Source organism: Streptosporangium canum (assembly GCF_900113865.1).
Classification (GTDB): Bacteria; Actinomycetota; Actinomycetes; order Streptosporangiales; family Streptosporangiaceae; genus Streptosporangium; species Streptosporangium canum.
Map to the genome: position 1 here is coordinate 17023 of NZ_FOQY01000024.1, position 19564 is coordinate 36586.

18 protein-coding genes are annotated in these 19564 nt (G+C 70.6%); 2 read left to right on the forward strand and 16 right to left on the reverse strand.

Going from position 1 to position 19564, the window contains the following annotated elements; genetic code table 11:
* Positions 1-97: 97 nt before the first annotated feature.
* From BM085_RS28785 to BM085_RS28830, 10 genes are all read right to left on the reverse strand, one after another.
* Complete coding sequence (locus BM085_RS28785; RefSeq protein ID WP_093890013.1) at positions 98-1336, reverse strand: cytochrome P450; 1239 nt, start codon at positions 1334-1336, stop codon at positions 98-100.
* Positions 1337-3481 (reverse strand): lipopolysaccharide biosynthesis protein, encoded by a 2145-nt coding sequence (locus BM085_RS28790; RefSeq protein WP_093890014.1) that lies wholly within the window; start codon positions 3479-3481, stop codon positions 1337-1339. It abuts the gene before it with no gap.
* Positions 3474-4298 carry a polysaccharide deacetylase family protein gene (locus BM085_RS28795; protein WP_093890015.1) on the reverse strand — a complete coding sequence of 275 codons (825 nt, stop codon included), beginning with the start codon at positions 4296-4298 and terminating at the stop codon, positions 3474-3476. The genes BM085_RS28790 and BM085_RS28795 overlap by 8 nt, the downstream gene beginning before the upstream one ends.
* Entirely contained in the window at positions 4295-5236 is a 942-nt protein-coding gene (locus tag BM085_RS28800) for a glycosyltransferase family 2 protein (RefSeq protein WP_093890119.1), read from the reverse strand. The genes BM085_RS28795 and BM085_RS28800 overlap by 4 nt, the downstream gene beginning before the upstream one ends.
* A gap of 2 nt (positions 5237-5238) precedes the next feature.
* Positions 5239-6069 carry a glycosyltransferase family 2 protein gene (locus BM085_RS28805; RefSeq protein WP_031158456.1) on the reverse strand — a complete coding sequence of 277 codons (831 nt, stop codon included), beginning with the start codon at positions 6067-6069 and terminating at the stop codon, positions 5239-5241.
* A 153-nt stretch (positions 6070-6222) separates the two neighbouring features.
* On the reverse strand, positions 6223-7353 hold the full coding sequence (locus BM085_RS28810; RefSeq protein ID WP_093890016.1) for a GNAT family N-acetyltransferase: 1131 nt from the start codon (positions 7351-7353) through the stop codon (positions 6223-6225).
* A complete protein-coding gene (locus tag BM085_RS28815) occupies positions 7350-7721 on the reverse strand; it encodes a hypothetical protein (RefSeq protein ID WP_093890017.1) in 372 nt (123 codons plus the stop codon). Before BM085_RS28815 ends, BM085_RS28810 begins: the two co-directional genes overlap by 4 nt.
* A 152-nt stretch (positions 7722-7873) precedes the next feature.
* Positions 7874-9661 carry an RNA polymerase sigma factor gene (locus tag BM085_RS28820; RefSeq protein WP_177245326.1) on the reverse strand — a complete coding sequence of 596 codons (1788 nt, stop codon included), beginning with the start codon at positions 9659-9661 and terminating at the stop codon, positions 7874-7876.
* Between the two features lie 186 nt (positions 9662-9847).
* Positions 9848-11617 carry a substrate-binding and VWA domain-containing protein gene (locus BM085_RS28825; protein ID WP_245789756.1) on the reverse strand — a complete coding sequence of 590 codons (1770 nt, stop codon included), beginning with the start codon at positions 11615-11617 and terminating at the stop codon, positions 9848-9850.
* Positions 11618-11792: 175 nt separating this feature from the next.
* Positions 11793-12428 (reverse strand): cation efflux transmembrane domain-containing protein, encoded by a 636-nt coding sequence (locus BM085_RS28830; RefSeq protein ID WP_245789757.1) that lies wholly within the window; start codon positions 12426-12428, stop codon positions 11793-11795.
* Positions 12429-12574: 146 nt separating this feature from the next.
* Here BM085_RS28830 and BM085_RS28835 point away from each other — a divergent pair, with 146 nt between their 5' ends.
* Positions 12575-13357, forward strand: a complete 783-nt coding sequence (locus BM085_RS28835; protein ID WP_093890020.1) for a DUF4184 family protein — start codon at positions 12575-12577, stop codon at positions 13355-13357.
* Positions 13350-14195 (forward strand): TrmH family RNA methyltransferase, encoded by an 846-nt coding sequence (locus tag BM085_RS28840; RefSeq protein ID WP_093890021.1) that lies wholly within the window; start codon positions 13350-13352, stop codon positions 14193-14195. Before BM085_RS28835 ends, BM085_RS28840 begins: the two co-directional genes overlap by 8 nt.
* 12 nt (positions 14196-14207) lie before the next feature.
* On the opposite strand, the gene BM085_RS28845 is transcribed toward BM085_RS28840, so the two are convergent.
* The 6 genes from BM085_RS28845 to BM085_RS28870 all read right to left on the reverse strand — a co-directional run bounded on the left by BM085_RS28845 (position 14208) and on the right by BM085_RS28870 (position 19374).
* Entirely contained in the window at positions 14208-14999 is a 792-nt protein-coding gene (locus tag BM085_RS28845) for an SDR family NAD(P)-dependent oxidoreductase (protein WP_093890022.1), read from the reverse strand.
* Between the two features lie 48 nt (positions 15000-15047).
* Positions 15048-15740, reverse strand: a complete 693-nt coding sequence (locus tag BM085_RS28850; RefSeq protein ID WP_093890023.1) for a GntR family transcriptional regulator — start codon at positions 15738-15740, stop codon at positions 15048-15050.
* An 82-nt stretch (positions 15741-15822) separates the two neighbouring features.
* Entirely contained in the window at positions 15823-16593 is a 771-nt protein-coding gene (locus tag BM085_RS28855; protein WP_093890024.1) for an acetoacetate decarboxylase family protein, read from the reverse strand.
* 48 nt (positions 16594-16641) lie between these two features.
* The gene (locus tag BM085_RS28860) at positions 16642-17391 is read right to left on the reverse strand and encodes an amino acid ABC transporter ATP-binding protein (protein ID WP_093890025.1); all 750 of its coding nucleotides are present in this window, start codon (positions 17389-17391) and stop codon (positions 16642-16644) included.
* 4 nt (positions 17392-17395) lie between these two features.
* Entirely contained in the window at positions 17396-18499 is a 1104-nt protein-coding gene (locus BM085_RS28865; RefSeq protein WP_093890026.1) for an amino acid ABC transporter permease, read from the reverse strand.
* A 2-nt stretch (positions 18500-18501) separates the two neighbouring features.
* The gene (locus BM085_RS28870) at positions 18502-19374 is read right to left on the reverse strand and encodes an ABC transporter substrate-binding protein (RefSeq protein ID WP_093890027.1); all 873 of its coding nucleotides are present in this window, start codon (positions 19372-19374) and stop codon (positions 18502-18504) included.
* Positions 19375-19564 lie beyond the last annotated feature (190 nt).

Consider the following 19564-nt stretch of genomic DNA (forward strand, 5'->3'; position numbering starts at 1 on the left):
TCCTTTCTCTCGTAAGCCGGAGCTCTCGGAAGCCGGAGCCCCCTCACAGGTCAGAGCCCTTGGAAGAAGTCGGGGCCCTGGGAAGATCGGTGCCCTCTCAGAAGTCGAAGCGCAGGCGCCGGACGCCGTTGTCGAAGTTGGAGGGCGGCTGTTCGGGCTCGCCCACGGCCCGGATGCCGGGGAGCCGGGTGAACAGCTCACGGAAGATCACGGTGATCTCCCGTCTGGCCAGGTGGGCGCCGAGGCAGAAATGCGGGCCCGGCCCGCCGAACCCCACGTGCGGGTTGGGCGAGCGGGTGATGTCGAAGGCGTCCGGGTCGGTGAAGACCGACCCGTCACGGTTGGCCGAGACGTAGAGCAGCGCGACCCGGTCCCCGCGCCGGAAGGCGTGGCCGTTCAGGTCGCAGTCCTCGGTCACCGTACGGCGGAACTGCATGATCGGCGTCGCGTGGCGGACGATCTCCTCGACCGCCGTGGGGATGAGCCGGTCGTAGTCGGACAGCAGCAGCTCACGCTGCCCGGGATGGACGGAGAGCAGGTGGAGCCCGTGCGCGATCGCGTTGCGGGTGGTCTCGTTGCCCGCCACGAGGAGCAGGGTGAAGAACGAGCCCAGCTCCCGCGCGGTCAGCCGCTCGCCGTCGACGTTCGCGTGGACCAGCGCGGAGATCAGGTCGTCGGACGGCTCGTCCCTGCGCCGCCGCCCGAGGCGGATCACCAGGCGCTGCAGGCTCATCAGGGCCGAGGCGTTCCGCACCCCCATGCGCAGCGCCCGCAGCACGTCGGAGCGGACCCCGGAGTATTCCGTGGAGGTGTCCACATGCCGGTGCACCTCGCTCCGGAGATCGCCGGGGATGCCCATCATGTCGCAGATGACGGTGATGGGCAGCCGGGCGGCCACGGCCGCGACGAAGTCGCGCGGACGGCGGGCGAGCACGTCGTCCACGATCTCGGTGGCGGTCCTGCGCAGGTCCTCCTCCGCCTTGGCCAGCATCCGGGGGGTGAACGCGCGGGCCACGATCCGCCGCAACCGGGCATGGCGCGGGTCGTCCATGTCGACCATCGCCTCGCCGAACACGTGCCGCACCCATCCGGGAGGCTGCGGGCTCGACACCGAGGGCTCGCTGCTGAAGATCGTGGGGCGCCTGCTCGCCTCCACCACGTCGGCGTGCCTCACCAGGGCGTGGAAACCGGTGCCCGAGCGGAGGAGCGGCACGCGGCGCTCGGCGAAGAACCTCGGTTCCGGCAGCTCGCGCAGCCGGGCGAAGGCCGCGAGCCGGACCTGCGAGGGCTGTGTCCAGAACGCCAGATCGGCCAGGTCGTCGGTGGTCGTGTTCATCTAGGCAGCCCTTCTCAGTGTCCGGTCGTCGTCCGCCGCCGCCTCGGACCGCCGTCGCCGGCCGCGCACCAGGGCCAGGAACAGGGCGAGGGCGCAGACGCCGAGCAGGCAGACCAGAGACGTCTGGATGCGCTCGGCGGGCGCGAGCCAGAGCCCGACCGTCACCAGCATCACCGCCGGCCACTGGACCCGCTCGTCGCGGAGGAGCGCTCCGGCGGCCAGCAGCGCGGGGGCGAGCGCTGCCACGGCGAAGGCGACGGGGGCCCACACCAGCAACGGGGTGGGATCGGTGAGCCCCATGGCGCGGGCGAAGAAGGCGGGCAGGGCCAGGAGCCGGTCCTCGCCGGTGGCCCGCCCGGTGGCCATGATCCGCGTCACCTTCCCGGCGAGGCTCCCGGCCGAGCCGGCCAGGGCCTCCATCCCGTGCAGGCACAGGGTCACGGCGACGAGCTGCGTCCACAGCACCGCCCGCCTGCGGCTCATGGCCAGCTCCGCGACGAAGGCCACGGCCACCAGCCCGGCACCGCCGAGAGCCGTCACGGCGGGCGGCAAGCCCGGCGGTCCGCCGGCCACGGAGGCGAGCGCGACGGCCGCCAGGCCCTCAGCGGTGATCAGCGGGGGCAGCCACCGCCTCGCCCGCACCGGCCACGGCACGCGGGGCCGCGCGGGCTCCGCCACCTCGGGAAGAGGTGTCCTGGCGGGGACGGAGGCCAGGGTGGGCTGCGCGTCGACGATCATCATCACCAGCGTCGGAGTCTCGTCCGGCGTCAGCCCGCCACCCGCCGTCCGCGCCCCTCGCACCACCTTGAGCAGGCCCGGGGCGACGACGGCCATGACGATCAGCTGGGCCGCGAGGGTGCCGAGGCCCACGCCGGTGATGCCGTAGAACTGGAACAGGACGAACGACAGCCCCACCACCAGGACGCACAGCAGCGCCTGGAGCACGAGCAGCGCCCGCGCCCTGCTGCGGACGCGGAGCACCCCCAGGTAGATCTCGATGACCGCGTGCGGGATGGACGCCAGGGCGAGCAGCCGCAGCACGTCCGCTCCGTGCTCGGCGAACGACGGGCCCCAGCCGATCCGGAGGACGAGCGGCGCGGCCAGCGCGGCCACCAGCACCACGGGGACCAGGAGCATCATGGTCCGCCGGAGCGCCAGCACGCACTTGCCGGCCAGCAGCGCAGGGTCTCCCGACCCCTCGATGGTCAGCGAGATGGCCATGTTGAGCGCCAGCATGTCGAAGACGCCGACCAGCGTGACCGCCGCGGCGTAGTAACCCGCCGTCCGCGCGTCCACTCCGGCGAACACCAGCACCGGCATGAGATAGACGCTGGCCAGGATGAACAGCGTGCCGGGGAAGTCTCCGGCGAGGAAGCGGCCTATCCGGCGGAGCCGGGGCGGGGCCCGGTGGGCGTCGCGGGCGGCGGCCCGGGGGACCAGTCTGCCGAAGATCGCGATGCTGACCGGGACGACGGTGAGGGCCACCGGGATCGTCCAGGCCAGGAAGATCCCCGCGCGGGGGAAGGCGGGCGCCAGCACGACCAGCAACCCGATTTTGACCACCCCGACGGCTATTCCGATCAGCGGCACCCAGGTGGCCTTGCCCAGCGCGGTGAGCACCACGTCCTGGACCGTGAACACGCACCACAGGAAGACCGACAGCAGGAACCAGCCGGCCATGCCGGGCCCGTTCAGCCCGCTGAAGTTGGCGCCCCACATGTCCAGTGTGGCCAGGAAGAACACGGTGGCGGCGGCCGCCGCGCCGCCGCCCACCAGGTAGGTGCAGCCGACCAGCCGCCCGGTGGCCCGGCCCCCCTCGGGGAGGAAGCGGGTCAGCGCGCCGACGAACCCGAACGCGGTCAGCGCCGCGAGCAGGCGCATCGCGGCGATCAGCGCGGAGGCGCGGCCGTAGTCGCCCTCGCTGTAGAACCGCACCGCGACCGTCCAGTAGGCCAGGCCGAGCGCGCCGGCGGCCCCGGCGTTGACGATCAGCGAGTAGGCGTTGCGCAGCAGGGGGTCGTTCAGGTCCCTGGGGAGGCGGTTCCACCGGGGCCGCGGCGTCCCCTGCCGCCGGCCGCGCCGGAGACTCCGCCGCCGCTCCCGCCGCCGTTCCGCCGTTCCGCCGGGGAGACCCGTGTCAGTCACCTCCCGGCATCCGTCCGGGCGCGTAGTGCGAGGAGATCCGCCGCAGCGCGTAACGCGTCCGCCGCACCAGCGCGTATCCCTTGGTGAGAGCCCGTTCCCTCATGTAGAGCACCGGCAGCCCCCGTCCGTCGATCGCTCCGCCGAACTTGACCATGGAGGTCTGCTCGGTAACCGTCAAGCGGGGCAGCGCCAGCATCTCGTCGCCCTCCCGGAACGCGTCGTTGGCCACCGCGCAGGCGGTCCAGTAGCCCGCCCTGCGCACCTCCCGGCGGACCCGCGCGCTGGAGTAGCCGTAGGGGTAGGCCATGGTGGCCACCGGGCGGCCGATCCGGTCTTCGAGCAGGGCCTTGTTCGTGCGCAGCTCGTTGCGGAGCTCCCGGTCCGGGAGCTGGTCGAGCTGCGGATGGCTGTGGCTGTGGCCGCCGATCTCCATGCCGCAGGAGACCGCCTCGCGCACCTGGCTCCAGGCCAGCATGGGAGCCGGTCGCCGGCCGGCCGACACGGGGCCGGAGTCCTGCACCCAGCCGCTGGTCACGAAGACCGTGGCCGGATAGCCGAACCGCTCCAGGATCGGCAGCGCCTGGCTGTGGAAGTCGGCGTATCCGTCGTCGAAGGTGATCGCCACGGGCCTGCCGGGCATCGTCGCCGTCCGGTGCATCCCCGCGACCAGGTCCGACAGCGTCATCGGGGTGAAGCCCCGGTCGCGGAGCACGCCGAGCTGCTCGGCGAACCGTCCCGGCGAGACCGCGAGCGGCCGTGTCTCGTCGTTCGGGTGGTCGCTCACCGAGTGGTACATCAGGATCGGGACACGGATCATGCCCGCCTCAGCTTCAGGCGGGCCGTACCCACCGCGTAGCCCCAGGTGGTCCAGGCCAGGCCGACGACGATGGCCGCGGCCCGGCCGAGGCCCGGCAGGTCGCCGCGGAGCGCCTCACCGACGCCGCGCAGCACTCCCAGGGGCAGGGCCCTCATCACGTGGGCCCGCTCGCTCGACAGTCCGGCGCCGGCGCCGACGCTCGACGCCACCAGGGCCTTGGACAGGCCCTCGGCGTAGCACCGGGATCTGAAGTAGGCGAAGCGCGCCCGCTGCGTGGAGACCTTGTGCCCGATCACCGCGCCCGGCTCGAACAGCATCACCGAGCCGGGGCGGCTCTGGGCCAGCCGGATGCAGAACTCCGTCTCCTCGCAGCCGAGGGGGCGGCTCCGGCGTCCTTGGACGCTGCGCCCCATCCCGGTGTGGAAGCCGCCGATCCCGCCGACGGCCTCCCTCCGGAAGGCCGCGTTCCCGCCCATGACATTGCGGATCCGCGCCCGTCGCGTGGGCATGCCCCGATAGGTGCAGCCCACGGTCCAGTCGAACTCGTGCGGGAACCACCGGGGGCGGCGCCCCCCGGCCCACAGCGGCCTGGTCAGCCCGCCCACCCCCACGATGGTCGGGTCCTGGAAGCCCTCCTCCAAAGCCTCCAGCCAGCCCGGCTCCGCCACCGCGTCATCGTCCAGATAGGCCACGATGTCGCCCGAGGCGGTCGCCGCGCCGGTGTTCTTGCCGCCGGACAGCCCTCGCTCGTGCGTGTTCTCCACCACGGTCGCGCCGGGATAGCGCTGCTTGAGCCGCAGGTGGAGGTCCGGGTTGTGGTCGACGACCAGGATGATCTCGTACGGCCTGCGCCGCTGGTTCTCGACCGATTCGACGGCCGCCTGGATGTCCTCCCAGCGTTCCTCGGTGTAAACACATATGACGACACTGCTGTTCATGGTCAGGCCGCGCCCTGGTCCGCCGCCGGGGCGGCGTGGGGTTCCGGCGCCGGGGCGTACGGCCGCTGGCGCCACTCCCGGATGATGGTCCTGAGCACGCGCAGGCCGTCGCGGACCGCGCGCAGGTTGCTCTCGCCGTGGATCCGGCACCGCTCGTGGCTGGGCACCTCGTGGACGCGGAGCCCGGCCTTGGCGGCGCGGATGTTCATCAACGTCTCGACTTCGAAGCCCTCGCAGTCGAGGTCGAGCGCTTTCAGGTGCCGGGCCCAGAAGGCGTTGTAGCCGTAGCACAGGTCGCTGTAGCGGGTGCCGTAGATCAGGTTCACCAGGGTGGTGAGGACCTTGTTGCCGGCCCGGCGGCTGAAGGTCAGGTCGTCGCTGCCCCCGCCGGCGGCGTAGCGGGACCCCTTGACGAAGTCCGCCCCGGTGACCAGGGCGCCCACGAACTGGATGATCTCGCGGCCGTCGGTGGACCCGTCGGCGTCGATCATCACGATGATGTCGCCGGTGCACGCGGCGAAGCCGGCGGCGAGCGCGTCGCCCTTGCCCCTGCCGCTCTGGGTGATGATCCGTACGTTGGGCCGCAGCCGCCTGGCGACGGCGACGGTGTCGTCCACCGAGTGGCCGTCGACGAGCACGATCTCGTCTATCCACTGCGGGAGTGTGGCGAAGACGTGCGGGAGGTTCTCCGCCTCGTTCATCGCGGGCACGACGACGCTGACGGTCGGGGAAATGGCCATGTGAGGGGTGAGCGGGATGAACCGCTCAAGTGGCGGCATGGAACGTAACATGCCGATCTGCTTACCGTTCTGCCTGACGGACTCGGGATTCATGATGGCGGATATTCCTTTTGTCCTTCCGTGCACTCGCCCCCGGCGTGCAATGGGAACGGCGCAACTGTGATCAAGAGAGGCCTTACGTCGGGAGTGAAGGATTATCGGAAGACGCGATCTGAGGGGTTGCGGTTACTGCTGTGAGGAAAGCGGCTACTGCGCCTTGGGTGATTGTTCTGCGGTGTGATGGGATATGGGGCGGGACAGAAGAGTGGATCTCGCTCTGCCGTAGCCCTTGAGGAGCCGGTCCGCGGCTCGGAAAAGGGAGGGGTTGTCCACCACGGCGGTGCGGAGCCTGCTGATGGGGACCCGGCCCAGCCACTGGGCGGCGGCCACTGGAGACGGACGCGAGATGCGTGCCTCGGCGATCATCAAAACGCCGGTTTTAAGCCATTCCTTGTATTCACGGCCGCCTTTTCCCATGTCCACCTGGTGCAGTCCCGCGTTCGCGGCGTGTTCGGCCATGTGCAGGTGGTGCATGATCCCGGGGGAGTAGCGGGCGTAGGCGGGGTCGTAGGCGGGGAACCAGCCCACCAGGGTGTGCGCCGTGCGGAGGCCGAAGTGCCCGGCGACGGGGGTGTCTCCGGCGTAGACCATGGTGAGCACGCCGGCGAAGTCGTCGGACCGCCGGGAGTGCAGCTCCTCGACGAGCCGCACGATCCACGGCTGGGCGAAGCGGTCCACCCGTCCGGTCCGCCGGTACTGGTCCGACTTCCAGGCCATGACCGCGCGCAGCGTCCCGATGTCGGCGGAGTCCCACTCGAACCGGATCTCGCCCCGTTCGCGGCCGAGCTTGCGCTCCTTGTAGCGGACGGTCTTGTAGTTCTTCGCCGAGCCGGCGCGCACCCGCTCGACGTAGGCGTCGAAACCGCCGCTGAGGTCCATGACGGGGGCCGGCCGTACGTCCGTCTCGTAGGGCGCGAACGTGGGCTGGCCGGCGACCAGGTGGTCGAAGTCGATGGCCGACAGCCCGCAGGCCCGGAGCAGGTCACGGGGGTCGATCTTCAGCTCGGGGACCGAGATCAGCCCCTGGCAGGTGGTGAGGTGGCCGCCCAGCGGCCTGCCGACGCCGAAGCCGTGCCGCTCGTGGGGGAGGAATCCCGCGATCTCGCCGCCGTCCTCGATCACCGCGACCCTGACGTGGTCACGGAGCCTCCCCATGGCCAGGGCGAAGTCCACCGAGAGGAAGGGGTTGTCGAGGCTGGGGGAGGCTTTCTGGATCTCGCGCCATCGCTGGGACTCGGCCTCGCCGAGGTCCTGCGGGCGCACAACAGTGATCTTCACCCTGACCCGGCCCCCTGTTCGGTTCGCAAGCTTCCGCTCCCCCGCTGCGACAGGCGTAATACATATATAAAGCCGCCGAGCACCGCGATCGTCGCTACTCCGGCACGGGGCGACCATGATTCAAAGGACAGCATCGCTGTGGCGAGAAGAACGTTCGCGAGCAGGCCGGCCGTCACTCCCACTGATATTGCAGTAAGAGGATCACGATCACGCAACAGTCCCGCCGTCGCGAACCCGGGGACCGCCAGAAGGAACAGCGGGGTAAAGATCATCCGTAGTGGAGATTCGAGGTCGGCGAGTGCGACGACGGCCCCCGTCGCGCACGCAAGGATGAGCGCCCATTTGAGCACCTCGCGGTCTGTCGGCATCTCGCTGCTCCCGGCTGGTGATCGAATCGCTGATCGCATATTCATGTGACCAACCAGCCCGCATGCGCGTCAATGCCGACGCGTGGCATCACCCCACGGTTTACCGGATTGCAAACTTAAGTCATGAAGTTGTCGACGACCCAGTCAGAAGATCATGTTTTCTCCGGTTCTGTACTGGGAGTGGCGGCAGGCGTGGGTGCCTCGGTGGGGAGAGGAGGCGGGTCGCTGGGCGGATCCGAGACCTCCGGCTCGGGACTCTCCCACGAGATCGCGCAACTGGAGCCGCCCCCGGCGGAGGTGAACGCGACCCGTCCCGTGCCGCTCTCCCCGGGGTCGGCGGCGGTGACCCAGATCATGGCCCCGGCTCCGGCCTTGAGCCGCCCCCGCCGGGGATGGACGTTCAGCCCGCCCGAGGTGGTCGCCGACCACGAGAGCGCGGCGTCGCGCGCGGAGAGCCGGATCTGCCCCGCGCCCTCTCCGATGTCGGTGGGGCACGAGACGGCCAGCCGCCCGGCCGTGGGGGTGGGGGCGGCCGGGCGGGTGGGCGTGCGGGTGGTGCGGGGCCGCTCGGGAGCCGGCCGCCGGGTCGTCGCCTGCCTGGCCGGGCCAGGAGTGGGGGCCGGGGTCCTGGCCTTCGCGGTCCTCCCGGCCCTCTCCGGCGCCGGCGTCGGGAGCGGGGCCTGGTCCGGGTCCGCCGGAGAGTCCGGCCCGGGTCCCGGCTCCAGCGTGATCAGCGCGGGCTCCCGGCCCGGCGCGGCCTCGGCCCGCCACACCGGCCCGCCGGCCGGATCCCGCCCGGCGATCACGACCACGACGCAGGTGGCCGCCAGCATGCACGCGGCGGCCGCGATCACGGGCGCTGTCCGCCGTCTGGCCCCGCGCCGCCGCGCCGGCACGGCGGCGCGCCGGGATTCGGTCGTCGCCCGCGGCCCGCTCCCCAGGTCCGGCAGCGTGTGAGGCGGTACGGCCGGTTGTCGCCGGTGGCTTCCCGTGTCCGGGGCCGTGTGAAGCGGTACGGCCGGTTGCCGGCGGTTTCCCCTGTCGCGTCCCCGCTCCGGGCCGGCGTCCCTCGGGCCGGCCCAGCGGCGTCCCTTCGCGCGCCGTTCCGCCGGGGTGGGGAATCCGGCCCGGTCGAAGCGGTCGCCGGCCTCGACGACGGCGGCACGTGCTCCCGCGAGGTCGGGGTTCACACAGGTCTCGATGTAGCGGCGGCGCAGGGAGAGCGGCGGGAAGGCCACCGGCACCATGTCGAGCAGCCGCCCGGCCGAGACGTGCCGGTCCCGCCGTTCGAGGCAGACCTCGCAGCGGCCGATATGGCTGGAGAGCCGCCTGCGCAGCATCGTGGTGAGCGGGCCCTCCCACGAGTCGACCATCGCCGACAGGTCCGGGCAGTGCGCCCGGCCGACCTTGGCCAGCACCACGGCGGCGGCCGCGTTCTCCAGGTGCTCGCGGGCCCGGCCGAGCCGTGTCGCGGCCTGCCGCGAGGACATCCCGAGTACCGCGCCGACCTCGCCGGTACTGAGATCGTGGCGGAGAGACAGCTCCAGGACCTCGCGTTCCTGCCCGCTCAGCTCGGCCAGCGCCTCGTGCACCAGCGCGACCAGCTCGCGCTCCTCGGGGGTGTCGCGGTCGTCGAACTCCGGCGCGGGAGCCGGGCGCCGCGGGGTCCGCGTCCCGGCCGCGCACCGGGTCAGCGCGTACAGCCACGGGCGCAGCCGGCCCGGCTCGCGTAGCCGCTCCACGCGTCCGTGCGCGAGGACCAGGGCGTCGTGTGCGGCGCCGGCGGCGGCGTCGCGGTCGCCCAGCAGCGAATGGGCGTAGTCGTTGAGACGTTCGGCATAGGAGTCGTAGAGCTTCGCGGGAGCCTGAGCATCGGCACGCCGGAGCGCTCCCACAAGTTGTTGGTCGTCGGTTCGGCCGACGGCCGGCCATCCGGGCACGGACATTCCTCCCCGCAACGGGCTCGTTCACGGGCCATGCCCGAGACCCCACACGCGTAGGACGCCACCTGTCCGTGACGGGTTGTCCTAACCGGTCGATACCATGCCGACCTGGTATGAAATGGTAAAACTGAAACGATTGGGGCGTGTGGGACGCCGGCCGTACGGGGCGGGGAGGATCGGCGCTCAGCAGTTGGGCGCGCAGATGCGGCGCTCCATGCCCTTCAGGAAGAACCTGCGGACCTGCAGGATGTCGCGGGCGATGAAGGCCTCGCCGCCGGTCGCCTTGGCCAGCGCGTCCATCTGCTTCTTGCCCGCGGCGGCCTCGGGGCCGAAGGCGATGAGCAGGATGCTGACCGGCTTCTCCGGGTTGTAGGTCTTCTTCAGGTACTGCAGCATCTCCTCGTCGGAGACGCCGCCGTCCGGGTCGTCGTTGCCGGCGCCGTCGGTGAGGATCAGCACCGTGTTGATCTTGTCGCCCTGGTACTCCTTGGTCATCTGCCCGTAGGCGGCCTTGAGCGTGTCGTTCAGGCCGGTGTCCCCGGTGGGCTTGGCCTGGATCGTGGAGAGCCTCTGGGCGAGCAGGTCCTTGCGGAGCACGCCGTCGATGCTCTCGGTCAGCGGGCCGACGGGGACGGTCTTGCGGAAGTCCACGCCCTGGCCGGCGAGGTGCGTGGAGTACTCCCACACGCCGATCTCGCTCTTGGCCGGGAACAGTTGCATGCCCTCGATGGCGATCTTGGAGATCATGCGCATCCGGTCCGCGCCGGTTCCGGGGACCGGTGTCGCCATCGTGCCGGAGACGTCCAGCAGCGCCAGCAGCCGCGTGCCGAGGTTCAGCCGGGACCAGGACTGGGACATCCTCGCCACCGTTCTGACGTCGGGCGTCTTCAGCGCCCGGGGGGCCTCGGCCTGGAAGCCGCCGCTGTCGGCGACCGGCTTGCCGCCCTTGCCGTCCGGGGTGCGGAAGCCCTGGTCCTGGAGCGTCTTCCTGGCGGACTCGGTGCCGAGCTCCTTGCGGAACGCCTCGGCGGCCTTGCGGACCGCGGCGTCCTTGGTGGTGATCACCATGGGGTAGTCGAGGTTGAGCGTGCCCTCGGCCGGATAGAGCGGCACGGCCGGGACCTCCGGCTTCTTGGCGGTGTTGAACGCCCAGACGCCCTGCTCCGAGGCGACGCCGAGCGGGGCCCGGGTGCCCTTGACGCCGAGGCTGGACAGCAGCGCGTCCTGGTCGCGGACCGCCGACCCGGACAGTGTCTTGAGCGCCCCGACCAGTTGCTGCCGGCCGCCGCCCGAGGCCGTGGCCACGCCGGAGGCGGCCAGCAGCGCGCCGAGCCCGGCGGCGTTGAAGGAGGGGTCCAGCGCGAGCACGCGCACCTTGCGGCCCGGACCCTCGACGTTGGCCACGTTGGCGGCGTTGATCATGCCGCCCCAGCTCGCCTCGCCGAAGCTCTTGCGCAGCTTCGGGATCACCGAGCCGGAGGCCACCATGACGATGGGGGACTGGGCCACGGACGCGCCGGCCTCGGGCGCCTGCGGGTTCTTGGCCCGCAGGTTGGCCACCCACAGCCCGGAGTCGGGGATCCACACGTCCATCGCGCCGGCCTTGCCCCCGGCCAGCCCGGAGGCCACGGTCGCCGGGACGCCCTTGGCCACCGTGACGGTGGCGCACCCGCCCTCGACGTCGTGAGCGGCCTTGTTGAAGCGTTCGGCGATCCGGGACACGGCGGGCTGGATGTCGGGGGAGGCGGTGACCCGCAGCGCGATCCCGTCCCCGGCGCATCCCCGGTCCCGGTTGATGATCACATAGGCGGCGACGCCGAGCAGCACCGCGAGGGCCACGGAGCCGGCCAGCGGGACCAGCACCATGCCCCGTCCGCCACGGCGCCGTCTGGGCGGTTCCTTGGAGGAGGTGTAGCCGTCCTCGAGTTCATCCGTCCGGTGACGTCCGCCCACGATGCCCTCTTCGGTGTCGATGTCCTGAGCTAGCGGGTCACCCTATCGGGAGGTTCTCCGCAATATTCACGGAACTGTACTGGGAACACATAGTGTGGCAAAACGTCCCTCTTGGTGCGGGTATCACTGTACGCGACGGTAACTAACGTCTGTGGTGTCCTGGGGAAAGCCGGGATCAGTGGCAGCAGGCGTGTCCGCGCCAGGCCTTCCGGCCTTCCCGTACGGCTACCGCCGCCAGCAGCACCGCCATGACGGGATCCGCCCACCAGCACCCGACGCCGTTCAGTCCGAGCCCGGCCAGAACCCCCGCGGCCAGCAGCGCGCACAGCAGGTTCTGGGTCCCCTCACCCGAGGTCGCCGCCGAGCGCAGCCGGGCGCCGAGCCGCCGTTTGGCCAGGCCCAGGAGCGGCATGCTGACCAGGCTGACCGACGTCACCACGATGCCCAGCACGCTGGGCGCGGCCCGGTGCCCCGCCTCCAGGTCGTGTGCCACGTGGACCAGCAGGTAGGGCGCCAGCAGCCAGAAGCTGACCGCCACCGCCTTGCGGGCCTTGTCCTCGGCGTCCGCCGAGTGGGTCCGCGCCCCGGTGAACCGCCAGACCACGATGAGGCTGGCCAGTGCCTCCACCAGTGACGACACGCCCCAGCCGATCAGCGCGACCGAGTGGGACCCCAGTCCGGCGGCGAGGCCGAGCACGCTTTCGACGCCCAGCCAGGCCAGGGTGGCCAGGGAGAGGGTGCGTGCCCTGCGGGCGTCGCGCAGCCACTCGTCGGCTGCCGCCGGCCGCGCCCACACCATCTGGTCAGCCACAATGCCCTCCGCGCCCCGGTGTCGCAACGCTCAGTAACTTACACGGCACCATGTGTGGTGCCGGTGTGAAGCCGCGAGATCCCGGGGACGGCGGGGACGGCGTAGTCTCCCGGGGAGCGTGTCAGCAGATTCTCAGGGGGAAGCACGTGCCGTTCACGCCCAGCCATGTCGCCGCGGTGCTGCCGCTGGTCTCCTCGGCGCGGATGCGCCGGGTGCTGGACCCCTGGGCCCTCGCCCTGGGGACGATGGTTCCCGATCTGCCGATCTTCCTGTCCTTCCTGCCCTTCATGCCGGACTACATGACCTGGCACTCCTCCCGGGGCGTCCTGACGATCGCCCCGCTCACCGTCGTCGTGCTGCTCGCGGTCTTCCACGGCCTGCTCCGCGACCCGCTGACCGCGCTGTTCCCGCCCGCCCTCGCGGGCCGGATCGCCTCGCTGGCCCCCGCGCCGTACGGCCTGCGGCGGCTGCCCGCGGTGATCGCGGGCGGCGTCGTCGGCGCCTTCACCCACAAGCTCTGGGACTCCTTCACCCACCACTACAGCTCGGCCGTGTGGGGCTGGGACTGGCTGGACACGCGGGTGGCGGGGCTGCTGCCGGTCTTCCGCCTGCTGCAGTACGTCTCCACGGTCGTCGGACTGCTCATCGTGGCCCGGTGGGCCTGGCTCGGGCTGTCCCGGATGGAACCGCGGGCACTGGCGGAGCGCCTGGCGCTCTCCGCCCGGACCCGGCGCGCCGTCCTGCTGGCGGCCGCCGTGGCCACACTTCTGGGCGCGGCGATCTGGCCGGTCGTCTTCCCGCCTCGCGGCTGGGCCGAGACGGTCCACAGGGTGGGGGCGGGCATGGTGGCCGGCTGCTGCGTCCTGCTGTTCGCCTATGCGCTGATGTGGCAGCTCAGGCGGGCCATGGCAGTATTCGAAGGTGTTTAACGCCTCGGATCCCCGCCTCGCCGACTACGCCAACCTGCGCGACGTCGAGCTGCGCAAGAGTCTGGAGGCCGAGCACGGCCTCTTCATCGCCGAGGGGGAGAAGGTGATCCGCCGGGCCGTCGCGGCCGGTTACCCGGTGCGCTCGGTGCTGCTGACCCGGCGCTGGGCCGACCCGCTCGCCGACCTGCTCGACGGGCTCGGCGACCGGGTGTACGTGGTGGACGACGACGTCATGGAGGCAATCGCCGGCTTCCCGGTGCACCGGGGCGCGCTGGCCGCGATGGAACGCCGGGAACTGCCCTCGGTGGACGAGATCCTGCGCGGGGTCCCCCACACGCCCGCCGGCCCCCAGGACGAGGACAGCCCCGTCCGGCCGCCCCGCCGCGTCCTCGTCCTGGAGGACCTCGTCGACCACGGCAACGTCGGGGCGATCTTCCGGTGTGCCGCCGCGCTGGGCGTCGAGGCGGTGGTCCTGTCGCCCCGCTGCGCCGACCCTCTCTACCGGAGGTCGGTCAAGGTCTCGATGGGCGCGGTCTTCGCGATCCCCTACGCGCGGATGACCAACTGGTACGAGGGCCTCGCGGAGCTCCGTACGGCGGGCTTCCAGACGCTGGCCCTCACCCCCGACCAGTCCGCCACGCCCATGGACGAGGTCGGCATGGGCGAGCGGGTGGCGCTGCTGCTCGGTTCCGAGGGCGACGGGCTGTCCTCCCGGTGGCTGCACGAGGCGGACGAGCCCGTGTGCATCCCGATGAGCGCCGCGGCGATGGGGATGGGCGTCGACTCCCTCAACGTGGTCGCCGCCGCGGCGATCGCCTGCCACAGCCTGGTGCGCTGACCGCCCGCGGCCCTACATCGACACCACCCAGCCGCCGTCGACCGTCAGCGTGTGGCCCGTGACATACGCCGAGGCCGCCGACGCCAGGAAGATCACGGCTCCGTTCAGGTCCCGGGGCTCCCCGACACGGCCGAGCGGGACGTGCGTTCTGACGAGCTCGTCCTCGACCTCCTTGGTGGGCAGCAGGTCGGTGGTCATCGCGGTGCGCATGTAGCCGGGCGCGATGGAGTTGACCCGGATCCCGTACCTGCCCCATTCGAAGGCCATGTTCTTCGTCACCTGGACGACGGCCGCCTTCGACGCGTCGTACACCGAGGACCGCTCGCCGTCCACGACGAGACCGCCGATGGACGACACGTTGACGATCCGCCCGCCACCGTGCCCGCTCATCCTCCGCGCGGCGCGCTGGGCGACGAAGTACGTGCCCCGCAGGTTGATGGAGAGGGTGGTGTCGAACTCCTCCGGCGTGGCCTCCAGCGCGCTGTTGCGCAGGGAGACGCCCGCGTTGTTGACCACGATGTCCGGGATCTCGCCGGCGGCGTCGAGCGTGTCGAACGCGCCGTCGATGCTCGCCAGCGACCGGGCGTCGATCTCCAGGGGCAGGCACTCGACGCCGTTCGCCTCCAGGTGGTCGCAGGCCTGCCGGGCGGCCTCCACGCTGACGTCGGAGGCGATGACCTTCGCGCCGGCCGCGCCCAGCGCGAGGGACTGCGCCCGGCCCAGGCCCCCGGCCGCGCCGGTGACCAGGGCCGTCAGCCCTTCCAGGGAGAAGAGGTCGTGCAGGATGGATGGGGTGACCGGCATTTCGCGGAACTCTCCTTCACGGCGCCCGGTCGGGGAGACGTCGAGCGCCTACAGTCCGTAGTTGGTGAGAATGTCGACGATCTGCTGGGAGTCGTGCAGCACGTGCTCGCGGATGTGCCTCCCGGCGGACTCCGGGTCCCCTCCGGCGATCGCCGCGGCCAGCGGCCGGTGGTCGACGCCGGTCCAGTCCGGGGTCTCCACCACCTTCGAGCAGAAGTACCACTGCCGCAGGGCGAGGTTGAAGTGGATCTCGGCCGTGGTGGTGAGGTAGTCGTTGCGGGTCATCCGGTAGATGCCGTGGTGGAACGCCGCGTCGAGGTCGATGCACAGCTGCAGGTCGTCGGTCTCGAACTGCCGCTCCGCGATCGCCATCAGCTGCTCCTTCTCCGCCTTCGACCCCCGGCCGCACGCCAGTTCGGCGGCGAGCCCCTCCAGTTGCAGCCTCAGCTCCATGACGGACCGCGAGTCCTTCAGCGCGATGTCGGTGGCGAACGTGCCGCTGCGCGGGTAGATCACGATCAGCTTCTCGAATTCGAGCCGCCGGATCGCCTCACGCACGGGGGACGTCCCGACACCGAGGCTGGAGCGGAGCTCCGGCTCGCTGAGCCGCTCACCGGGCATGATCTCGACCCGCACCAGACGCGACCGCAACGTGGCGCACGCGGACTCGCTCAGCAGGTGCGGAGCCGACGGTTCGCCGGGGCCCGTCCTCGCGTTGTCGGCGACGTAGGCAGAACACACTTTTGCACGACCTCTCTGCGCGTGGCTCCGCCTGTCCGGCCCGCGAACGCCACCGCATGCACAAACTCTCAGCGGGTATCGATCAGAGCGGGCGGGCCTCGCCGGGGCCTGCCAGCAGGTCGTCGATCACGGTGGAGATGCCGTTCTCGACGGTGCACGCATAGTCGCCCACGGAGTACTCGCCGCCCAGGATCTCGACGACCTTGAGCTGCACGCCGTTGACCGAGAGCCCCGAGCCCAGCTCGACGTCGGCGGGTCCGAAGGACTTCCGTTTGAGCGTGAAGTCCTTCGAGGTGTCGCGGGAGACGATCTCGAAGGTCGTGAAACCGGGCCCGTTGGCCTCGGGCAGCGCGTGGACCTGCAGGTGGGGGTACATCGTCATGTCTGCCCAGGACTCGTTCGAGTGGCCGGCGTCGGGGGTCATCGAGATTCCGAAGATCAGCTTACCGGCTCTCCTCACCGTGCCGGAGACGCCGCTCTCGCCGTCCGTGAGCTCGATCTCCGCGTACTGCTTGGGGTAGCCCCAGACCTCGCGGCCGAAGGCCACGCTCCACGGCTGGTCCTCGTACTCGAAGTAGTAGTTGACGCCCACGTGGTCCTTGTACCGGACCGGGATCACCACGCCGGAGTCGTAGAAGGCGCCCGGCGTCGCGTTGCCGAAGTCGGCGATCTGCACGACGAACCGGTCGTCGGCCAGCTCGAACGGGGTCGGCTCCAGCAGTGCCTCAAGGTTGGCGACATCGCCCCGGCAGTACACCGACAGGCTCCGCAGGTCCTCGCACCAGTACGGCTGGTCCCCGCTCGGATAGCCGAGGTAGCCGAAGAAGTTCTTGACGTCGTAGTTCTGCTTCATGGTCAGTTTTCCCGTGGTTGTGATTCGGTCTCACGTCGGCCGGAGCGGTCAGTCCCGGCCGGCCTCGTGGATCTTGCGGAGAAACGTCCTGAGTTCCGGCGCGCGGGGCGCGCCGAAGATCTCCTCTGGACGCCCCTGCTCCAGGATCGAGCCCTTGTGCAGGAAGCAGATCTTGGAGGAGATCTCGCGGGCGAAGGGCATCTCGTGCGTCGTCATCATCATCGTGATGCCGTCGGCCGCCAGCTCGCGGACCAGGTTGAGCACCTCGATCACCAGCTCGGGGTCCAGAGCCGAGGTGATCTCATCCAGCAGCAGCACCTGCGGCCGCATCAGCATGGCGCGGGCGATGGCCACCCGCTGCTGCTGCCCGCCGGAGAGCTGGTCCGGGTAGGCGCCGACCTTGTCCTTCAGCCCCACCCGTTCGAGCATGACGCGGGCGTCGGCCTCGGCCTGGTCCCTGGTCGCCACCCCCGCGCGCACCGGGGTGAGCGTGCAGTTCCTCAGCACCGTCATGTGCGGGAACAGGTTGAAGCTCTGGAAGACGATCCCGACCCGGCGGCGGAGTTTGACGAGGTCGACCCCCTCCCCGGAGACGACGTCCCCGTTCAGGGAGATCTGGCCGCCCTGGATCGTCTCCAGCCCGTTGACGCAGCGCAGGAGCGTCGACTTGCCCGACCCCGACGCCCCGATGAGGGTCACGACCTCGTGCCGGTCGACGGCCAGGTCCACCCGGTCGAGGACCGTGTGGTCGCCGTACTTCTTCGTGACCTGGTCGAGCTCCACGAATGCGGTCGACATCGGCTCAGACCCCCTTCTTCCTCGTGCTCGACCGCGCGAGCAGGTAGTCGACGAGACGGGTCTGCGGGATCGTGATGAGGACGAACAGGAAGCACACGGCCGTCACCGCGGAGAGGTTGAAGTCGTTGGCCGAGTAGATCTTCGCCTGGCTGAACGCGTCGATGATGCCGACGACGATCACGAGGGCGGTGTCCTTCTGCAGCCCGATGAACGTGCTCAGCATCGGCGCCGCGATGTTCCGCGACATCTGCGGCAGGATCACGAACCTGAGGACGTCGGGCTGGGACAGGCCCATGGAGAGCGCCGCGGAGGTCTGGCTCTTGTTGATGGACTCGATGCCCGCGCGGTAGAGCTCGGCGTTGTAGGCGCTGTAGGTCAGCGCCAGCGCCACGACCGCGTAGAGGATCGGGTCGCCCTCGCTGAGGATCGGCACCTCGGTGAGCGGGAGCCCGAAGCACACGAGGTAGATCAACACCACGGACGGGATGCCGCGGAAGACGTCGATGTAGGCGATGCAGAGCGCCCGTACGGGCCAGAACCCCTTGCCGGGCAGCAGCCTGCCGACGGCGAGGAGGAGACCGAACACCATCGCGAGGATCTGCGCGCCGATGGCGATCTGCACGTTGATCAGCAGCGCCTTGCCGATGTCCGCGGCGCTCTTGACCATGAACTCGCCGTTGAGGAACGTCTTCTGCACGGCGCCGTCGTTGGTGAAGACGAGCAGGCCGGCCAGCGAGACGATCGCGATGAAGGCGGTCAGTCCCAGCGAGGCGATCGACGCGTTCCTCGACCGCGCGGCGGCCACGCGTGCCGCGACGTGCCGACCGGCCGCCCATTCCTGGTCCGACAGGCTGCTGCCGCGGTAGGCGGCCAGCAGCGGGCCGCCCACGATCACCGCCGGCAGCACGATCCCGAGGAGGATGCGGAGCGGTTGCCCCGCGGGCAGGGCCGCGCCGGCGAACGCGTAGCACACCACGACGGTGAGCAGGGCCAGGACCGCCGCGCCGCTGAGGTATCCGCGCGTGCTCAGGGGACGGGCGGGCTCGGAGGCGTCGTCGCCGGGGGCGGGCCCGCCCGTCGTCCGTGCGCCGGATGCCTGGACGTTCATGATCAGGCCGCCCAGTCAGGGAGCTTGCCGGGGTCCCCGCCCAGAATCGGGTTGAGCCACTTGTCCATGATCGCGTCCAGGGTGCCGTCCTTCTTCATGTCGGCGAGGATCTGGTCCACGACCTGGACGTTCGCCGATCCCTTGGGGAAGAGGGCGGCGACGTCGCCGCCGACGGGGTAGGCGCCGACCACCTGGAGCTTGCCGCCGGAGTTGGCGGCCCGCGGCATCACGGTGGCCGTGTCGTTCAGGGCGGCGTCGATCTGACCGGCGAGGACGGCGTTGAAGAGGTCGTCGTTGGAGCTGAACACCCGGAAATCCTTGGGCTTCAGGGTCTCCTGGACGTACTTGAGCTGCACCGAGCCGGCGAGCACGCCGACGGTGGCGTCCTTGATCGTCGAGGCCGCGAGGCTCGATCCGGTCTTGACCAGCACGCCGGTCCCGTAGGTGTTGTACGGGGTGGAGAAGTCGACGACCTTGCGGCGTTCCGGGGTGTCGTAGATGTCCCAGACCGCGAAGTCGAAGTTGGAGGACTTGGCGGTGACGAGCGCCTCGAACGAGGCGTTGACCAGATTGATCTTCTTCAGGCCCGCACGGTTGGCGATCTCGGCGTCGAGGCAGTACATGTAGCCGCCGTCCACGCTCTCCAAGGTGTTGCCCCGGTAGCCGGCCGGGAACGGCAGCGAGGCCGCCACGGTGAGCACGCCTTCCTTGATCGTGCTCAGCTTGTGGGTGGGCGGGTTCTCGGTGACCTCGCACTCTCCGAAGGACGATCCGCCCTGCGCGGTCGCGGTGGTCTCCTGGCCGCCGCAGCCGGCGAGCGCAACGAGCCCCGCAGTCAGTGCGACGGCGCTGCTGATCTTTAGTGGCCTCTTCACGCTTCACCTTCCTCTGTTGGTCTGCTGCAGCGCCGGAACGGTCCGCACTGAGCCTCGGCTTTTGAAATTCCACTGATATTTCAGTGATGTGTGCGTCACCTTACACAGCCGTTGGGGCTTTGGCTAGAGATGCGGGAAATACTGCGTTGTCCGAGGTGGATCGATGTGCGCGGTCCCTGGTCGCGGGAGA